Annotated in this window: 17 protein-coding genes; 13 read left to right on the top strand and 4 right to left on the bottom strand. The window is 50.0% G+C overall.

The features are described from left to right. The first annotated feature begins 130 nt into the window (after nucleotides 1–130). From JQN59_RS10580 to JQN59_RS10570, 3 genes are all read left to right on the top strand, one after another. On the top strand, nucleotides 131–1,567 hold the full coding sequence (locus JQN59_RS10580) for a glycoside hydrolase family 32 protein (protein ID WP_149607713.1): 1,437 nt from the start codon (nucleotides 131–133) through the stop codon (nucleotides 1,565–1,567). A gap of 30 nt (nucleotides 1,568–1,597) precedes the next feature. Further along, entirely contained in the window at nucleotides 1,598–2,545 is a 948-nt protein-coding gene (locus JQN59_RS10575; protein WP_149607712.1) for an aminoimidazole riboside kinase, read from the top strand. A 65-nt stretch (nucleotides 2,546–2,610) separates the two neighbouring features. Then, entirely contained in the window at nucleotides 2,611–3,870 is a 1,260-nt protein-coding gene (locus JQN59_RS10570; protein WP_149607711.1) for an MFS transporter, read from the top strand. A 76-nt stretch (nucleotides 3,871–3,946) separates the two neighbouring features. Here the strand turns inward: JQN59_RS10570 and JQN59_RS10565 are convergent, their stop codons facing one another. The 4 genes from JQN59_RS10565 to ycgZ all read right to left on the bottom strand — a co-directional run bounded on the left by JQN59_RS10565 (nucleotide 3,947) and on the right by ycgZ (nucleotide 5,482). Further along, nucleotides 3,947–4,498 (bottom strand): LuxR C-terminal-related transcriptional regulator, encoded by a 552-nt coding sequence (locus JQN59_RS10565; protein WP_149607710.1) that lies wholly within the window; start codon nucleotides 4,496–4,498, stop codon nucleotides 3,947–3,949. Nucleotides 4,499–4,631: 133 nt separating this feature from the next. Continuing rightward, complete coding sequence (locus JQN59_RS10560; protein WP_008784990.1) at nucleotides 4,632–4,898, bottom strand: biofilm development regulator YmgB/AriR family protein; 267 nt, start codon at nucleotides 4,896–4,898, stop codon at nucleotides 4,632–4,634. Between the two features lie 34 nt (nucleotides 4,899–4,932). Then, nucleotides 4,933–5,205, bottom strand: coding sequence for a hypothetical protein (locus tag JQN59_RS10555; protein WP_008784991.1), 273 nt, complete (start codon nucleotides 5,203–5,205; stop codon nucleotides 4,933–4,935). A gap of 40 nt (nucleotides 5,206–5,245) precedes the next feature. After that, nucleotides 5,246–5,482 carry a regulatory protein YcgZ gene (gene ycgZ, locus JQN59_RS10550; protein ID WP_003833500.1) on the bottom strand — a complete coding sequence of 79 codons (237 nt, stop codon included), beginning with the start codon at nucleotides 5,480–5,482 and terminating at the stop codon, nucleotides 5,246–5,248. Nucleotides 5,483–5,800: 318 nt separating this feature from the next. Here ycgZ and JQN59_RS10545 point away from each other — a divergent pair, with 318 nt between their 5' ends. The 10 genes from JQN59_RS10545 (at nucleotide 5,801) to dhaM (ending at nucleotide 17,943) form a co-directional block, all read left to right on the top strand. Continuing rightward, on the top strand, nucleotides 5,801–7,030 hold the full coding sequence (locus JQN59_RS10545; protein WP_149607709.1) for a diguanylate phosphodiesterase: 1,230 nt from the start codon (nucleotides 5,801–5,803) through the stop codon (nucleotides 7,028–7,030). A gap of 203 nt (nucleotides 7,031–7,233) precedes the next feature. Then, nucleotides 7,234–7,965: a MerR family transcriptional regulator gene (locus JQN59_RS10540; protein ID WP_103014328.1), complete on the top strand. Its 732-nt coding sequence runs from the start codon at nucleotides 7,234–7,236 to the stop codon at nucleotides 7,963–7,965. Nucleotides 7,966–8,274: 309 nt separating this feature from the next. Then, entirely contained in the window at nucleotides 8,275–8,805 is a 531-nt protein-coding gene (locus tag JQN59_RS10535; protein WP_149607708.1) for a Csu type fimbrial protein, read from the top strand. 14 nt (nucleotides 8,806–8,819) lie between these two features. Beyond that, on the top strand, nucleotides 8,820–9,542 hold the full coding sequence (locus JQN59_RS10530) for a fimbrial biogenesis chaperone (protein WP_048224094.1): 723 nt from the start codon (nucleotides 8,820–8,822) through the stop codon (nucleotides 9,540–9,542). Nucleotides 9,543–9,597: 55 nt separating this feature from the next. Then, a complete protein-coding gene (locus JQN59_RS10525) occupies nucleotides 9,598–11,883 on the top strand; it encodes a fimbria/pilus outer membrane usher protein (RefSeq protein ID WP_149607707.1) in 2,286 nt (761 codons plus the stop codon). Nucleotides 11,884–11,896: 13 nt separating this feature from the next. Beyond that, complete coding sequence (locus tag JQN59_RS10520) at nucleotides 11,897–12,865, top strand: Csu type fimbrial protein (RefSeq protein WP_149607706.1); 969 nt, start codon at nucleotides 11,897–11,899, stop codon at nucleotides 12,863–12,865. 322 nt (nucleotides 12,866–13,187) lie between these two features. Further along, entirely contained in the window at nucleotides 13,188–14,462 is a 1,275-nt protein-coding gene (locus JQN59_RS10515; protein WP_020996616.1) for a Glu/Leu/Phe/Val family dehydrogenase, read from the top strand. A 325-nt stretch (nucleotides 14,463–14,787) separates the two neighbouring features. Next, on the top strand, nucleotides 14,788–15,858 hold the full coding sequence (gene dhaK / locus JQN59_RS10510) for a dihydroxyacetone kinase subunit DhaK (RefSeq protein WP_149607705.1): 1,071 nt from the start codon (nucleotides 14,788–14,790) through the stop codon (nucleotides 15,856–15,858). Nucleotides 15,859–15,869: 11 nt separating this feature from the next. Then, a complete protein-coding gene (gene dhaL, locus JQN59_RS10505; protein WP_020996617.1) occupies nucleotides 15,870–16,502 on the top strand; it encodes a dihydroxyacetone kinase subunit DhaL in 633 nt (210 codons plus the stop codon). A 10-nt stretch (nucleotides 16,503–16,512) separates the two neighbouring features. Then, nucleotides 16,513–17,943: a dihydroxyacetone kinase phosphoryl donor subunit DhaM gene (gene dhaM / locus JQN59_RS10500; protein ID WP_149607704.1), complete on the top strand. Its 1,431-nt coding sequence runs from the start codon at nucleotides 16,513–16,515 to the stop codon at nucleotides 17,941–17,943. Nucleotides 17,944–18,110: the final 167 nt, after the last annotated feature.

Raw genomic sequence — 18,110 nt, 5'->3', positions numbered from 1 at the left:
CGATCTCGATAACGCCCGCAAAATGTTAACGTTAACTTTTGTGATTAACATCGATATTACCATCAAATCTGCGAGAAAACCGAGAATGTTAACGTTATCTTTTGATCAATTCACTTACAGGGACAAGCAAATGACGTCACTACTTTCCAAAGCCAACGAAGCCTTAAGCCAGCAGAAAGACCTTGTAAACCCGCGCTGGTATCCACGCTATCACCTGGCGCCACCAACGGGTTGGATGAACGATCCCAACGGTCTGTCCTGGTTCGATGGTTACTACCATGCGTTCTATCAGCACTATCCGTGGCAGCCGGTCTGGGGACCAATGCACTGGGGCCATGCGCGCAGCCGCGATATGGTGAACTGGGAGCACTTACCCATCGCACTGGCACCAGAAGGGCCGGAAGATAAAGACGGCTGTTTTTCCGGTTCAGCGGTGGTTGAAGGCAATAAGCTGGCTCTGATCTACACCGGACATAAGTTTGACGGCGAGGCGAAAGAGGAAAACCTGTATCAGGTACAGTGCCTGGCCACCAGCACCGATGGAATTCACTTTGAACGCCAGGGCATGATTCTGGATACCCCACGAGGCGTACACCATTTTCGCGATCCGAAAGTCTGGCAAGAGGGAGACAACTGGTACATGGTGGTGGGCGCCCGGGTCGATGACGTGGGCGAAGTGCAGCTCTATCGCTCGCAAGATCTACAGCACTGGCAGTTTGCCAGCACGCTTGGCAGGGCCGATGACGGCATGGGCTACATGTGGGAGTGCCCAGACCTCTTCCCACTCAACGATAAGCTCGTCTTCATGTTCTCGCCGCAGGGCATCGCCGCAGACGGATACGATTACCGTAACCTGTTCCAGAGCGGCTATATGGTCGGCGAATGGCAGGATAATCTCCATTTTCACGTCACCCACGCCTTCCAGGAGATGGATCACGGGCATGATTTTTACGCCCCCCAGTCATTTACCACCCCGGATGGGCGCCGCATCGTGATTGGCTGGCTGTCGATGTGGGAATCGCCAATGCCAGAACAAGCCGACGGCTGGGCGGGCATGCTTACCCTCCCCCGCGAGGTGACGCTCGATACCGATCAGCGGCTGCGTATGAACCCGGTGAAAGAGCTGGAATTATTACGCGGTGAGCTTCATGTCTGGCCGGTCAGCGAACTACACAATCGCACCCTGATGGTAGAGGGGCAGGCGCACGCTATTGAAGTCGAACTGAGCCTCGATATCGCCCGCAGCAGTGCTGAAGAATATGGTATCGCGCTGGGTGATGGACTACGGGTCTACGTCGATGCTCAGGCACAGCGTCTGGTGCTGGATCGTCGCTACCCGCAGCATGGTCTCTCTGGTTATCGCAGCGTGCCGCTGCCAGTTGGTGACCGGCTGGATCTGCGCTTATTTATCGACAGCTCCTCGGTAGAGGTATTTGTCAATCACGGTGAATATACCCTTAGCAGTCGTATTTATCCTGAACCGGACGATCGCCAACTGACCTTATTCAGCCTGAACGGACACGCCATTTTTAATCAAGGGCATGCCTGGCCGCTCAGCGCCAAATAAACATCCGTCTTACTGCTTTGGGGAAAAATAATGACTATCTGGACGCTCGGAGACGCTGTGGTGGATTTATTGCCGCGCGACAATATGCAGTTTGAAGCCTGCGCGGGAGGCGCTCCCTTCAATGTGGCAATCGGCGTGGCTCGCCTTGGCCGCGCCAGCGGTTTTATTGGCCGTGTGGGCAATGACACTTTTGGTCGATTTCTGCATCAGACGCTGGAAACAGCGCAGGTGGATACAGGAAGTCTGGAGTTTGATGCACATCAGCACACCAGTACCGTACTGGTTTCACTGGCTCCCAACGGCGAGCGGCAGTTTGAGTTTTTGGTCAATCCGTCTGCCGATCAATTTCTCAGCCCGGCGAGACTACCCGACTTTGGCGCCGATATTCTGCACTTCTGTTCGCTGGCGCTGGTTGCCCCTGACTGCCGCGCCACCCTCGCCCAGGCTATGGCCGCATTGCGACAGACCGGCGGTACTCTGAGCTTTGACATCAATCTGCGTCCGCAGATGTGGAGCAACGAGATGCAGATGTTTGACCTTGTCAACGAGTTTGCCCGGCGGAGCGACATTCTGAAGATGTCGGAAGAAGAGCTGCTGTGGCTAACACAGACCAACTGTCTCAGTTGCGCCTGCGAACGTCTGGTTGATTTTCCTGCACGCTTGAAAATCGTCACCCGCGGTGCCGACGGCGCTATCGCTTTCTGGCAAAACAGCAGGCTAACTTTAAGCGGCTATAACGTCGAAAGTATCGATACTACCGGCGCCGGTGACGCCTTTATGGCCGGGCTGCTGGCGGCACTCGCCGAGGAAGGCTGGCCCACATCGACGTCAACGCTACTTCCACTTATCGAGCAGGCCAGCGCTTGTGGTGCTCTGGCGACCACCCGGCGTGGCGCGCTAAGCGCGTTTCCCGACAGCCAACACCTGAGCAGCTTTATTCAGTCACAACCGTCGCTACGGAGAACGATTACCCCGTAATAAAGCGCACTCGTTACGTCGTATCAGAAAGACCTTACAATGACCTGATCTGGATTGGAAAAATCATGAAGATAAATATGCCGTTCAGTAATGACAAATATCGATACTCATCCGGGTATCTGCTCTTTTTCTTTGCCGCCTGGTCGTTGTGGTGGTCTTTTTATGCGATATGGCTAAAAAATAAACTTGGCCTGTCCGGAACGGAGCTGGGAATGCTGTATGCCGTAAACCAGTTCTTTAGCATGCTGTTTATGCTGGTCTACGGTTTTCTGCAGGATAAGCTCGGCACCCGTAAACACCTTATCTGGCTGATGGGGATAGTCATCACGCTCAGCGGCCCGTTCCTGATTTATGTTTACGAACCGCTGCTGACCTCCAACTTCAAGCTTGGTATGGCGCTGGGAGCTATTTTCTTTGGCCTTGGCTACCTCGCGGGTTGTGGTCTGGTTGAAAGCTTCGTCGAAAAAGTGAGCCGCAAATTCAACTTTGAATTCGGCACCGCCCGCTTGTGGGGATCGCTTGGCTACGCCGCAGGGACTTTTGTTGGCGGTATCTTCTTCAGCATCAACCCACACATTAACTTCTGGTGCGTATCGGTAATGGGGGTGTTATTCCTGTTGATTAACGTGTTGTTCAAAACCAACTCACCCGCCCCATCTTCTGTAAAAACGCGCTCTCCTGAACCCAACGCGCTGACCCGAAATGATTTTCTCACTATCTTTAAAGATACGCAGTTCTGGTTTTTCGTTATCTTTGTCGTCGGTACCTGGTCGTTCTATAGCATCTACGATCAGCAGATGTTCCCGGTGTTTTACGCCAGCTTATTTGACGATCCCGAACTGGCACCACGCGTATACGGCTACCTCAACTCGGTACAGGTCTTTATGGAAGCCGTCGGTATGGCGCTGGTTCCATTCCTGATTAACCGCATCGGGCCTAAATCCGCATTGCTGCTGGGTGGCACAATCATGACCTGTCGAATCCTGGGTTCAGCACTGTTCACCGATATCTATATTATCTCCTTGATTAAAATGCTTCATGCGCTGGAAGTTCCACTGTTTGTTATTTCAGTGTTTAAATTCAGCGTAGCGAATTTTGACAAACGCCTGTCATCAACGATATATCTCATTGGCTTCAATATCGCCAGTTCCATTGGCATTATCGTGCTGTCACTGCCTGTCGGTAAGTTGTTTGATAAAGTGGGCTATCAGGAAATCTTCCTGATTATGGCCAGCATTGTGGTAATAACGCTAATATTTGGCTATTTCTCGTTGAGCAAAAAGCATCATCAGCAGAAGATGGAAAATGAACTGGTGACAGAGTAGCGAAGTTTAAAATATATCGGACAGGGCCATTGGCCCTGTCGTATCCCCCAACAGTAAGTACGAACTGTCGATTTACTCAGGCATGTTCCAGCCAGTTGCGGAATATTTTCGCTCGCAGTATTCCCTGAAAATCAATCAGCCCAGAACAACCAAGCTTCTTGATCAGATTCTGCCTGGCCTGGTAAATCGTTTTTAAATGTAGATTTAACAAGGCGGATATCTCAAAAATAGTTCGCCCCTCCCCTAACTGCGTTAAAATATATTTATCTCGCGCAGTCAGCGAAATATTTAGTTCCGACTGATTGTCGTGTATTCCGCCAGAACGAGTAATATCAATAATAAATTTTTTAAATGTGGCAACGCTAACATCTATTGGCAGTCTGTAAAGTGATAACTCATTGAGATATCTGTACAGATGACCATCAATCAGCAGTACCAGACGATGCGTTTTCAGATCGTAATTTTGCCTTTTTACCGCCTCAAAGTGATTGGCGGTGAAAAAAACCAGATGCGTCTTATCATCTTCGAAAACAATATCTGCAAGAATATTCTTTAGCCCTTGCCTGATAAAAATATCATCAATCCATAACTCTGCGTTTCCAGTGTGTTCCTGAACGATGTTCATCATTATGGCCTCAATGAAAAATCACAATTGTTCTAGAGAGGATGCTATGTATAGTCTTAATCAAAAAAATGCTCAGCATGAGTGCTTTCAGCATATAACAAAGGTACTGTACATATTATATTAATATGAAGACTTTTTAGACGTCGTCAGCTGTGTAGCGCAGCACTATTTCCAGGGTTTTTCTGATAACATCTGCCTGGACAACGTCAACTGTTGATTCCAGAGAACTAATCAGGCTTAAAATGATGTTTTTATTATTAACATTATCACCTGCCAGAATTACATTGGTTACCGCCTGACCCAATACCACAGACTCATCTGCTAATAGCTCACCTGCATTATGGAAGTAACTTGATAAAGCTTTATCCGTCATTACACTGTGGACATTAATTTCATGAAGCATGGTAACCTCGCTTGTATAGTCTGGAAGATTATCTTTAATGTAATTTAGGGTTTTTGCTGGCACTGAAAGCACTCTCATCTCTGGTTTTATCCGGTTTTCTACTTATCTTCCCCGGATTAATGTTTGTAAAATCATTGATAACGCTGTCAATTAATTGCTTGCGTGTGCCATCTATTTCACTGGCCTGCATAAGTCGCAATTGCTTAATCACTGCAGCTAACGAAACGTCTGTATGCATTCGCAAAATTTCTAGCACAGCCAAACCTGTAATTTCATGTTTCAGGCGTTCACTATCAGTTTTCTTCATAACTCCTTCACTACTTACCCCTATAAGTAAGGGGTTTATTTTATTCAAAAAGCAGGCCAATTAACGCATTGTAATGTTTCTGTTCTTTCTCCCCGGATGCTTTTTCAAGACGACACAGAAGCTTGGTGCAAAGTGATTTGCGGTTCAGATTTCGTCCATCCTTGAGTATCTCAGTGACGATTTCTCCCAATGTTTCCTGTTGAGTTGGCAGATGCGCCTTCGCAAAGTAACGAGAAATCGCGCTTGCAGTATCAGTGCGAACGGTATGCTGCTGCATGTCATGCTCCTGTAACAAAATGCTGGTGAATATTAAGTTTTATAACAGTAGCAAAGTTGTACCAAAAATGTGTACAACGCTAACCATCAATTTTTATCAAAAAGTGCTAAATCAATACAATCAGTAAGTTAGATAAATATTAATTTACATAAAATCAAATTCAGTTGTACAATTCACTTCGTTTAACGAATGAATTCGATCTGTTTGAGGGTCTTTGTTTGTAAAAATAAAGTTAGAATAATGTATTAAAATCAGGACATAAGCTGGTTTGTTTGATACTGTCCATATCTCTTCCCTTCCCTTGATCCCGGACTGTCCATGCTCACGACCATTATTTACCGTAGCCATCTACGTGATGACGCCCCCCTCAGAGCGCTTGAGGATATGGTGACAGCCGCAAATCTAAAAAACCGGCGATCCGATGTTACGGGGATTTTACTCTTTAATGGCCGCCACTTTTTCCAACTGCTTGAAGGACCTGAGGAGCAGGTAAAAGAGATTTATCGTTGTATATGTAACGATCCACGGCACCACAATATCGTTGAGCTGATGTGTGATTACGCGCCTGCGAGAAGATTCGGAAAGGCGGGAATGGAGTTATTTGATTTACAAAAACATGAACGCAATGACGTCCTGCAAGCGGTACTTAACAAGGGAACATCAAAATTTCAGCTCACCTATGATGACCGGGCATTACAGTTTTTCCGCACATTTGTCCTTGCGACGGAAAAATCGAGTTATTTTGAAATACCTGCGCCTGATTACTGGAGTTTTATTGCCGACGACTCTTGTACTCTCCTGGATGAAAGCACACTCCCGTCCAATATCAATTTCAGCTTTGCTTTTCAACCCATTATCGATCCTATGTCGCAGCGCGTCATTGCTCTGGAAGCACTTATTCGTGGTAGAGACGGTGAAACGCCCGCAACTTATTTTGGCAACTTAAATCCTGAAGAACTGTATACCGCGGATCTGCAGAGCAAAAAGACTGCTTTTGCAATGGCAAGCGCGCTGGGACTTAACGACAAAATGCTGTCAGTCAATCTGCTCCCCATGACCCTGGTAAACAAACCCGATGCAGTCAGCTTTCTGATAAACGAAATCGCGGCGCACGGACTGGTGCCTGAACAAATCATTGTAGAGTTTACCGAAAGCGAAGTTATATCGCGCTTTGATACGTTCGCGCAGGCCGTAAAGTCACTCAAGGCTGCGGGGATCTGTGTGGCGATAGATCATTTTGGGGCAGGTTTTGCCGGGCTTCAGCTTCTGTCTCGTTTTCAACCCGACCGAATTAAGATAAGCCGCGAGCTGATCACGGATGTGCATAAAAGTGGACCAAGACAGGCCATCATTCAGGCAATTATCAAATGTTGCACTTCACTGGAAATCATGATTTCCGCAGTCGGCGTTGAAAAACCTGAAGAGTGGATGTGGCTTGAGTCCGCAGGTATTGAAATCTTCCAGGGTAACCTTTTTGCACAAGCCTGCCTGAATGGTATTCCGTCTGTTGCATGGCCAGAGAAAAATGATTTCTCAGCGTCAAAATAACTAACGCATTGTTATAAATAAACAATCACCACAACCGCCCTCATGCTGAACATAAAAATTCAGCATTTACCCCCTGCGTGATAGTAAAGTAAATCTTAATTTTGCTAGAATCCTCTGTATGTTTTGTACAATTTGATGCATGTTGTACAAAGTAACAGGAACCGCATATCGGTGACGGAGAATCAGGAGTGCCCGGGGGAACTATGGCTTATTACAGCATTGGGGATGTCGCAGAACGTTGCGGGATAAATCCTGTCACCCTTCGGGCATGGCAACGACGTTACGGTTTACTCAAACCTCAGCGCAGTGAAGGCGGCCACCGACTCTTTGATGAAGAAGATATTCAGCGTATTGAAGAAATAAAACGTTGGATTAGCAATGGCATACCTGTTGGGAAAGTTAAGGCATTGCTGGAAACCAGTACCCGTCAAGCTGACGACGACTGGAATCAATCACAAGAAGAGATGATGAGCATTCTTCGCATGGCGCATCCACCGAAGCTGCGAGCTAAAATTACCGCACTCGGTCGCGTTCACCCCGTAGATGCGCTGATCGATCACGTTTATCTTCCCGTACGTCAACGGCTGATACTTGACCATAATACATCCCGCATAATGAACAGCATGCTTGATGGCGCATTGATTGAATATGTTGCCACACTGCTGTCTGAAACGCGGCGCAAGTCAGGAAAGGATGCCCTCCTGATGGCCTGGGATGTTGAAGACAGAACCCGTCTGTGGCTCGAAGCCTGGCGCTTATCGCAATCTGGTTGGCATATTGCCGTTCTGGCTGAACCCATTGAATCGCCAAGACCTGAACTTTTCCCTGGGCAAACCCTTTTTGTCTGGACAGGTATTACGCCAACCCGCAGACAAAATGAACTGCTCCAACACTGGAATGAACAAGGTTATAAGGTCATTTTCCACAGCCCGTAACCTACACGTAATACGTGTAAGATAAATCATTCAACTCTCATTTTTTGGGTGGTTATTTTGAGTACCATCCAAGGAATATGTTGCCCTCGATCCTCCTGACTTAACCCCGGCCATAGCATAAAAACAAAACAATATACTAACCCATTGGTATTATTTTTTTGCAGACGACATCACCTTTTTCCTAAGTAAAATTTATTAGAACAACTGGCGTACGTCTAATACTTATTCTAGGGTTAAATTATGTCTTCTTGTGCCACATTATTGTTTTTCTAAAGTAATAAATGTGGTTATTTGAAAAAGGTAAAGGATATGGCTCTAGTCTTAGACAAACGCTTAATTCTTTGTTACTGCGCCTTTTCCATTATTTCTGTGGCAAATGCAGCAACCGTTAACGGAACATTTCAGGTGCTGATGACGATTCAAAAGGCCTGTACCGTGACTGCCGGTTCGGCTTCAAATATTACACTTGGTCCGGTGAATACCACGGCGACAAATACCAGTGCAAGCAACACTATTTCAATTAATTGCTCAAAAACCACGCCCTATTTTATCGGCCTGGCACCATCGGCTGCCAATGGAGGGACGACAACGGGTTCTGGCGCCATGTCCTCCGTAGCTAACGCTGCCACCAATACCGATAAAGTGCCCTATCAGCTAAATCGTACGTCAGCAACAGGTCCGGTGTGGGGGAATACCGCCACCGACACCGCACCTGGAAATGGGGTAGCGGCGACGGGTACAGGTCTGGCGCAAACGTATACTGTTTATGCCACCGCACCGAGCGCCAACTTCACTCCTGACGACTATGCCGACACAGTAACGGTTAACGTTAACTACTAACTTCAGGAAGCCATATGAGAGTAAAACTGCCTGTAAAGCAGTGTGCCTGCGCATGCCTGCTAGGGATGGTTGCGAGCATCAATCTTGCCACCGCCAGCGGACTGCAAATAGCCCCGGTCACGTTAACGTTGCAAGCGACGCAAAATGCCGATGGTATCTGGCTGAGTAACGCGGGTGAAAATGTGCTCAATGCCCAGGTTCGGGTTTTTCGCTGGAGTCAAAGCGCTTATGACGACAAACTTTCTCCCTCTCAGGGGCTGGTGATTAGCCCGCCGATGTTAGCATTAGCCCCTGGAGAACGTCAGTTGATTCGTGTTATTCGCACAAACCCTCCCTCGGCACATGCCGAAGACGCTTATCGTTTATCGATAGATGAGTTACCGCCTGCAAAAGTAGAAAAAAACAAGCTTCAGTTTGTGCTGCATTATTCTGTTCCCGTTTTCATTCAACCAACATCAGCGGCACAAACGCAGGCAAAACTGCAATGGAAATTACAGCAGCTGGATGGCAAAAAATTTATTGAAGTCAGTAATCAGGGAAATGGGCATGCTCAGTTATCTGCTGCAACATTTATAAGCCCTGACGGTACTAAAAAAGTCATTACACCCGGACTATTAGGCTACGTTTTACCCGGATCAACAATGCGCTGGATAGTCTCCCCGTCAGCCAGGAATAATCATTACGGCGGGAAAGTTGAAGTCACAATCAATGGCCAAAAAACAGTACAAGATCTGTAACAGATCCTGGCTTCTGGTGAAATATTGCTTTCTCAATGGAGTATTAATATCGGGAATGGTTTGCGCACAAACGCTGAATAATAACCAGAACGAAAATGGTGTTATTAATAGCGCCTCACAGATTACGGGAGTCGATTTGTATCTCGACGTCACCTTAAATGGGAATCCCGTTGGGCTGGTACATTTTGGCTACGATAATGGAAAGCTTTATGCAGGAGCAGATACTCTGCGTAAAATGGGCTTTCGCTTTGCTCCAGACGTCACTAACGCCGTCTGCCTGAACGATATCCCCCAGCTAACCATTGACTACAACGTTCAGTTGCAAACGCTCTCGCTTACTGCGCCACTCAGTTCACTCGATCTTGCAACCACGCAGCTTAACTCGCCCACCGAAACCGCGCCAACGGCAACAACATCACGCGGGGCGCTGCTCAATTATGATATCTATACGCAACAGGGGGATGAAAGCGCAATCAATACCTTCAGCGAAATTCGCGCCTTCAATGCGACCGGCGTGCTCAGCACCACTCAGTTGACGCAGTACTCTACCGAGGAATATGCCGATAACAGCGTTGAGCGCCTCGACACCAGCTGGCGTACGTCATTTCCTGATTCGATGTTGGCGTTAACCGTTGGCGATACCCTGACTAGTTCACTCATCTGGTCCCGACCGACGCGAATCGGCGGCATTCAGATAGGCACCGATTTTGGGTTACAGCCCTATATGCCAACCACCCCGCTTCCAGCATATCTGGGATCCGCGACGTTACCGTCAAACGTTGAGCTGTACGTCGACGGCGTCAGGTACTACAACGGAGAAGTCCCCGCAGGTAGCTTTCAGATCAACACAATGCCTAACATCAGCGGCGCGGGAACGGGTCAGGTGATGATGACAGATGCGTTGGGCAGAACGAGCGTACAAAATTTCTCGTTCTACAACGATCAGCAACTCCTGCGGGAAGGATTAACCGCCTGGTCGGCAGAATTAGGCACGGTACGCGAAAATTATGGTTACTCCTCTTTTGATTATGCCAGCGCACCGGTATTGAGCGCTACGTGGCGTCGCGGGTTTAGCAATACGTTCACCGCCGGGACTCACGCGGAAACCAGCGATGGACTGATTAACGCGGGCTTCAGTAACGACTGGATCCCAGGAACCCGCAGCGGCACGTTTTCGACCTCACTTGCCGCAAGTACCGACTCAGGAAAGAACGGGTTTTTGTACAGTTTTGGTTACCGTTGGTCCGGCGAACGGTTTAATTTCAGTACCAGTACCACGGCAACTTCCGGCGATTATCGCGATGTCGCCACCCATTACGGTGAGCCGCCCCCCACGCTTAACAGCAACACTGTCATTGGCTATTCGCTGGAAGCAGCTGGAAATGTCAGCCTGAGCTATTTGCAGTTTCGTTATCCACACGAAAATGCGGCGCGCTACGCCAATGCCAGCTGGTTTAAATCTCTCACCGACAACATCTCACTGAATGCCGGATTCAACCAGAACATTGACGACAACCGCGATCGTAGCCTCTATCTGATGGTAACCATCACGACCGACAACAATCTGAGCGCCAGCAGCACCCTACAACGTACCAACGACGAAACCGGTTACCAGCTCAACGCCAGCCTGACGCCCCCTGCCGACGGCGGCTGGGGCTGGAATCTGGCTGCCAGTCAGCAGGCTTCCCGGCAAAGTGGCCAGGGCGAAGTGGGATATCTGGGACGTTATGGTAAAGCGTACGCGGGATTCAGCCGTTTACCGGATAACCATTACGGTTATGCAGGCGCAACCGGATCGCTGGTGACCATGGGAGGCGGCCTGTTTGCAGCAAGAGAAATCAATAATGGTTTTGCCGTCGTCTCAACTGACGGCGTGCCTGATGTTCCAGTCAAATTGCAAAATAACCTGATTGGCCGCAGCGATGACCAGGGACTACTGTTGGTCACCCCGTTGAACAGTTATCAAAAAAACCTGATCAGTATTGACCCGATGGATCTCCCTGCCAATATGCGGATCGCACGCGTTGAGACGAATGCCACGCCAGCCGATCGTTCCGGTACTTTGGTTAGCTTTGGCATCACCCCCGTCCGCGCTGCGCAGATTATCCTCGTCGACAATCAGGGTAAGCCAATTCCTGAAGGCAGCATGGCTTACGCCATCAACGGAAAAGGACAATCGTCTGTCGTTGGCTTTGATGGAATGACATGGTTCGACACCCTGGAGCAGCACAACACGCTGCGCGTTGATACGGACATCGGTAGTTGTCGCGTGCAATTTGACTATCCCGCGTCAGCAAAGGGGATTGTGCAAATAGGTCCACTGGTTTGTCGCCCACACTAACAGGAGTGCGCTCATGAGGTTAAGACATCTGCTACTCATCGCTGCCGTACTTTTTTGTCCGGCAATTAGCCATGCGGTAACCTGTTCGGTGAGCAATGTGCAAGCCATAAATTTAGGTTCGGTCAATCCACTGTCTGCGACAGGCGCTACGTCATCAATGACGTTCAGTTACACTTGCGCCAAAGAGCTTGGTGACACGTTGGCTGGGATCAATCTCTGTTTTAATATTGGCGCCTCGGCCGTCAGTGGCCAGGTGACACCGCGAAATATGTCATTAAGCGGAAACCCCGCCAGAACGCTGGCATACCAGCTTTACCAGGATAGCGGGCGCACCAAAGTCTGGGGCAGCCAGTATCAGTCGGGAACCACTTTTCCCATGGTACAGCTTAACCTGCTGAATTTGACGCCAGTGACAGGTTCACTCACGGTATCGGCGCAGATCGTCACGCCACAAACTTCAGCCGTCCCCGGAAACTATCAGGATAACTATACGACGGCAACAGCCCTTGTCACCCTTAATCCTGGATTACTTTTCCCGCCGACCACCTGTGGTGATACCGTTGCCGCCAGGTTTCCTTTCACCGTCACAGCTGCTGTCAGCAAACAGTGTAATATCACCTCCGCGACTAACATCAGCTTTGCTCCCACCAGCGGAACAGGTCGTAATCTCACGGCGTCAAATAACGTAGGCGTAGCCTGTTCCAATAACACGCCTTATACCATCGGACTTCAACCCTCCAACGGCAATACGGCAGGCGGCGGCGTGATGGCAGGCACGGGGTCAAATACGGATAAAGTCCCCTACCAGCTTAGTTCGACGCCAGGTCCTTCCGGTATGGTGTGGGGCAATACATCGCTCAATACCGTTGCGGGCAGCGGCACGGGGACAACGACTACCTACCCGGTTTACGCCACCGTTCCCAGCGCGAACTACACGCCAGACAACTATGCCGATACTGTCACCATCGCCGTGACCTACTGACGCCCAGCTTAACAGCAATAAAGCAAACACATTTTATTATCATATTGTTTACTTTTAGAGGTGCGTCATAAATCTGACAAATTGCGATTTTTACAAGTTATGCATATTAAACTAAATAAACTGCAAAACAACTGCGATGACAGCAAAAATAAAGAATAACTATTCACCACCAAGCCAAAACCCACACTACTCATACCGATAATCCGTGTTAGCCAGGCAGGTTGTTCTATGAAAAAAATGTTAAATTTAGGTTTATATGGTGAGATTCACTGTATACCACGGCCAAATTAAGAACATATTACTTTTATAACTAAGGTTTATCATGGATAAGTTATCTTACGCTTCAGATAGCAGCACATCTGCCTGGAATACCTACCTGCAACAAATCGAGCGTGTGGCCCCTTACCTGGGCGAACTTTCCCATTGGGTGGACACCCTGCGCCACCCAAAACGCGCGCTGATTGTCGATATCCCGGTGCAGATGGATGACGGCACTATCCGTCATTTTGAAGGGTATCGCGTGCAACATAACCTTTCCCGCGGTCCGGGCAAAGGCGGTGTGCGTTATCATCCTGATGTTGATCTTAATGAAGTGATGGCCCTGTCTGCATGGATGACCATCAAATGCGCAGCGTTGAATCTGCCGTACGGCGGAGCCAAAGGCGGTGTGCGCGTCGATCCGTTCTCACTTTCTGAAGGTGAACTGGAGCGTTTAACCCGCCGTTATACCAGCGAAATCGGCATTATCATTGGGCCGCAGAAAGACATTCCTGCGCCGGATGTAGGTACTAACGGAAAAGTCATGGCCTGGATGATGGATACCTACTCCATGAACCACGGCACCACCGTGACCAGTGTGGTCACCGGTAAACCTATTCACCTTGGCGGCTCGTTAGGCCGTGATAAAGCCACCGGTCGCGGCGTTTTCGTCAGCGGTCTGGAAGTCGCGCGTCGTGCGAACATTGAAGTTGAAGGCGCTCGCGTGGCGGTACAAGGTTTCGGTAACGTCGGCAGCGAAGCCGCCCGCCTGTTCGCCGCAGCGGGTGCGCGTGTCGTCGCTATTCAGGATCACACCGCAACGCTGTTTAACTCCACGGGTATCGACATGACCGCGCTGTCTGCCTGGCAGTTAGAGCACAAACAGATTGCCGGTTTCCCAGGCGCTGAAACCATCGCCAGCGAAGCCTTCTGGAGCGTGGAGATGGATATCCTTATCCCTGCCGCACTGGAAGGACAGATTACCCGTCAGCGTGCAGAAATGCTGACCTGCAAACTGGTACTTGAGGGCGCTAACGGCCCGACTTACCCGGATGCCGATGATATGCTGGCAAGCCGCGGTATCATCGTGGTACCTGACGTCGTATGTAATGCAGGCGGCGTAACCGTCAGCTACTTCGAATGGGTCCAGGACATGGCAAGCTTCTTCTGGAGTGAAGAAGAGATCAACAATCGCATGGACAAAATCATGACTGATGCGATGGTGCACGTATGGGAAAAAGCAGCTGAGAAATCCTGCTCCCTGCGTACCGCAGCCTACATTGTTGCCTGCGAACGCATTCTGCTGGCACGTAAAGATCGCGGAATTTATCCGGGCTAATACCGATAATTTTCCCTCGCATAAACCACCTGCCTGGCAGGTGGTTTTTTTTAGCAAAATCCTGCACGTAGTCTTTCCCCATTAAATACTGCCCGATCTCTCATTTCCGCTGTTTTATGCACCACCACGTTTCAATATGGAACATTAAAAGATGCTAATGTTCCGTATTGAAACACCAATCACATCAATTTTCTTTTGACTACCCGTGTGCAAAATTACCTTATCGGCAGCGAGCGGTCGCCGTGACGTTGAACCAACCGATACCCTACATCAGATGCCTGCCCGAATTTGGCAGCCATCCAGGACTGTCTGCGGAGCATAAATAATGAAAAAATTGATCAACCGTGTTGAAGACGTACTGAATGAACAACTCGCCGGACTGGCGAAAGCGTATCCTTCCCTGGCACTGCATCAGGATCCGGTATATGTCACCCGCGCAGATGCGCCGGTGATGGGCAAAGTGGCTCTGCTTTCCGGTGGCGGCAGCGGACACGAACCTATGCACTGCGGCTACATTGGTCAGGGCATGCTCTCTGGCGCCTGTCCAGGTGAGATTTTTACCTCACCCACGCCGGATAAAATGTTCGAATGCGCCATGCAAATTGACGGTGGCGAAGGCGTGCTGCTGATAATCAAAAATTACACCGGCGACATTCTTAATTTCGAAACCGCCACCGAGTTGCTGCACGAAAGCGGTGTCAAAGTCACTACCATGGTGGTGGATGACGACGTGGCGGTGAAAGACAGTTTGTATACCGCCGGTCGACGTGGCGTGGCGAATACCGTATTGATCGAAAAACTGGTCGGCGCGGCCGCCGAACGCGGTGATTCGCTGGAAGCCTGTGCGGCGTTGGGCCGTAAGCTGAATAACCTGGGCCACTCCATTGGCATAGCCATTGGCGCCTGTACGGTTCCAGCCGCCGGACAACCGTCGTTCACGCTGCAGGATAACGAAATGGAGTTTGGCGTAGGTATCCACGGGGAACCCGGCATTGACCGTCGCCCCTTCACCTCTCTCGATCAGACCGTTGATGAAATGTTCGATACCCTGCTAGAAAACGGTAACTACAGCCGTACACTCCGCCACTGGGACAACGTCCAGGGCGCGTGGCAGGAAGGTAAAGAAAGCAAGCGTGCGTTACAAAGTGGCGATCGCGTTATTGCGCTGATCAATAATCTCGGTGCGACGCCGTTGTCTGAACTCTTCGGCGTGTATAACCGCCTGGAAAGCCGTTGTCAGGATGCAGGCATCGTCATTGAGCGCAACCTGATCGGTTCTTACTGTACCTCTCTGGATATGACCGGTTTCTCGATCACCTTGTTACAGGTAGATGACGAAACGCTGAGCTTATGGGATGCACCGGTTCACACCCCTGCCCTCAACTGGGGTAAATAAGGAGATTCATGATGTCCCTCAACAGAACGCAAATTGTTAACTGGCTCTATCGTTGCGGCGAGATCTTCACCACAGAAAGTGATTTTCTCACCGGGCTTGACCGGGAGATCGGCGATGCCGACCACGGTCTGAACATGCATCGTGGTTTCAGCAAAGTCGTTGAAAAGCTGCCGTCCATCGCAGACAAAGACATCGGCTTTATTTTGAAAAACACCGGTATGGTGCTGCTCTCAAGCGTCGGCGGGGCCAGTGGACCACTGTTTGGCACCTTTTTTATTCGCGCCGCTCAGGTGACTCAGGCTCATCAAAGCCTGACGCTTGAAGAGCTGTATCAAATGATGCGTGATGGCGCAGAAGGTGTGATTAGCCGCGGTAAGGCTGAACCTGGCGACAAAACCATGTGCGACGTCTGGCTACCGGTTGTCGAATCCTTACGTCAGTCCTGCGAGCAAAAGTTAAGCGTACAGGCAGCGCTGGAAGCGGCAAGCCAGCAAGCGGAAGCCGCAGCGCAAAGCACCATCACCATGCAGGCTCGCAAAGGCCGTGCCAGCTATCTTGGTGAGCGCAGTATTGGGCATCAGGATCCCGGCGCAACGTCGGTCATGTTTATGATGCAAATGCTAGCTCAGGCGTCCAGAGAGTAAGGATATAGCGATGGTAAACCTGGTTATTGTTTCTCACAGCGCCCAACTGGGCGAAGGCGTCGGTGCGCTGGCCCGGCAGATGTTAATGGGCGGTGATTGCAAAATCGCCATTGCCGCAGGCATTGATGATCCTGAGAATCCGATTGGCACCGATCCGATCAAGGTGATGGAAGCCATCGAGTCTGTGGCCGATACGGACCACGTGCTGGTGATGATGGATATCGGTAGTGCATTACTGAGTGCGGAAACCGCGCTGGAACTGCTCGACCCTGGCATTGCCGCCAAAGTGCGTTTGTGCGCAGCACCACTGGTTGAAGGCACACTGGCCGCGACGGTTAGCGCCGCCGCGGGTGCTGATATCGATCGGGTCATCCGTGATGCCATGAACGCCCTCGACGCCAAATGTGAGCAACTGGGTTTACCTTCGCCATCCGCAGCGAAACCCGCATCTGCTGCACTGTCTCCCGATGCAGATGCCCGTTCTGTTGCCATTGTGGTGAAAAACCCTAACGGCATCCACGTTCGCCCGGCTTCGCGGCTGGTTTCCGCGTTGTCTGGTTTTAACGCCGACATGTGGCTGGAGAAAAACGGCAAGTGTGTGGTTCCTGATAGCCTGAATCAGATAGCTCTGCTGCAGGTACGCTGTAATGACACGCTGCGCCTGATTGCCAAAGGCGAACAGGCAGAGGATGCGCTGGCCGCATTTAAACAGCTGGCAGCGGAGAATTTTGGTGAATCGCTCGAGTCCGCTAATGCTGATAACAAGGCAACTCAGGCTCCCTCAAAAGTCACGGGGACGGCATTCTGTTACACGCCGTTCTCGCCCGAGGTAAACCCGCAGCCAGTCGCATCACTCCAGGCTGAGCAGCAGCGTTTACAGACCGCCATCCAAAGTACGCTAAACGATCTGAGCGAACTCACTGCACTTGCTGAAGAACGATATTCCGCAGATATCGCCGCCATCTTCTCCGGTCACCATACGCTGTTGGACGATCCTGAACTGTTTGAAATGGCCTGCGATGTAATGCGCGAAAAGCAGTGCAGCGCCGCCTGGGCCTGGCATCAGGTGCTGAGCGATCTCAGCCAGCAGTATTTACAGCTCGATGATCCTTATCTGCAGGCGCGATACATTGATATTGAAGATTTGCTGTCCCATTCACTGCAGCATTTGACGGGAGAGAGCGCTCAAATTCCCGCATTTTTGCGCCCCACTATCCTGGTCGCTGATGTCATTTATCCGTCTACGGTCCTGCAACTCGATCCGAAGACCATCAAAGGTATCTGCCTGCGGGACGGCAGCGAAGCCTCGCATCCGGCGATTATCGCTCGTGAAATGGGTCTGTGCTGGATGTGTCAGCAAGGCGAGACTCTCGATAGCATCAAGATGGGCGATACTCTGACCATTGACTGCGTCTCACAGCGGATAACTCGCGTAAACTGATACCGAAGCACCCCCTTTCCAACAAAGGGGGTGCTTCTTCTCTATTCGCGTCGGGAAATGTCTGTTTATTCGCAAAATGGGGAGCCGATCACGCGCAACGGTCATTCCTGAACTAAGGTTTTCTCATGGTAAATGCCGCTACTTCGGCACGCCGCTAAGGAGATTAA

The organism is Citrobacter sp. B72 (assembly GCF_016894305.1).
In the GTDB taxonomy this organism is placed as follows: domain Bacteria; phylum Pseudomonadota; class Gammaproteobacteria; order Enterobacterales; family Enterobacteriaceae; genus Citrobacter; species Citrobacter portucalensis.
The sequence above is the reverse complement of the archived record's forward strand: the minus strand, read 5'-3'. Positions and strand labels throughout refer to the sequence as shown.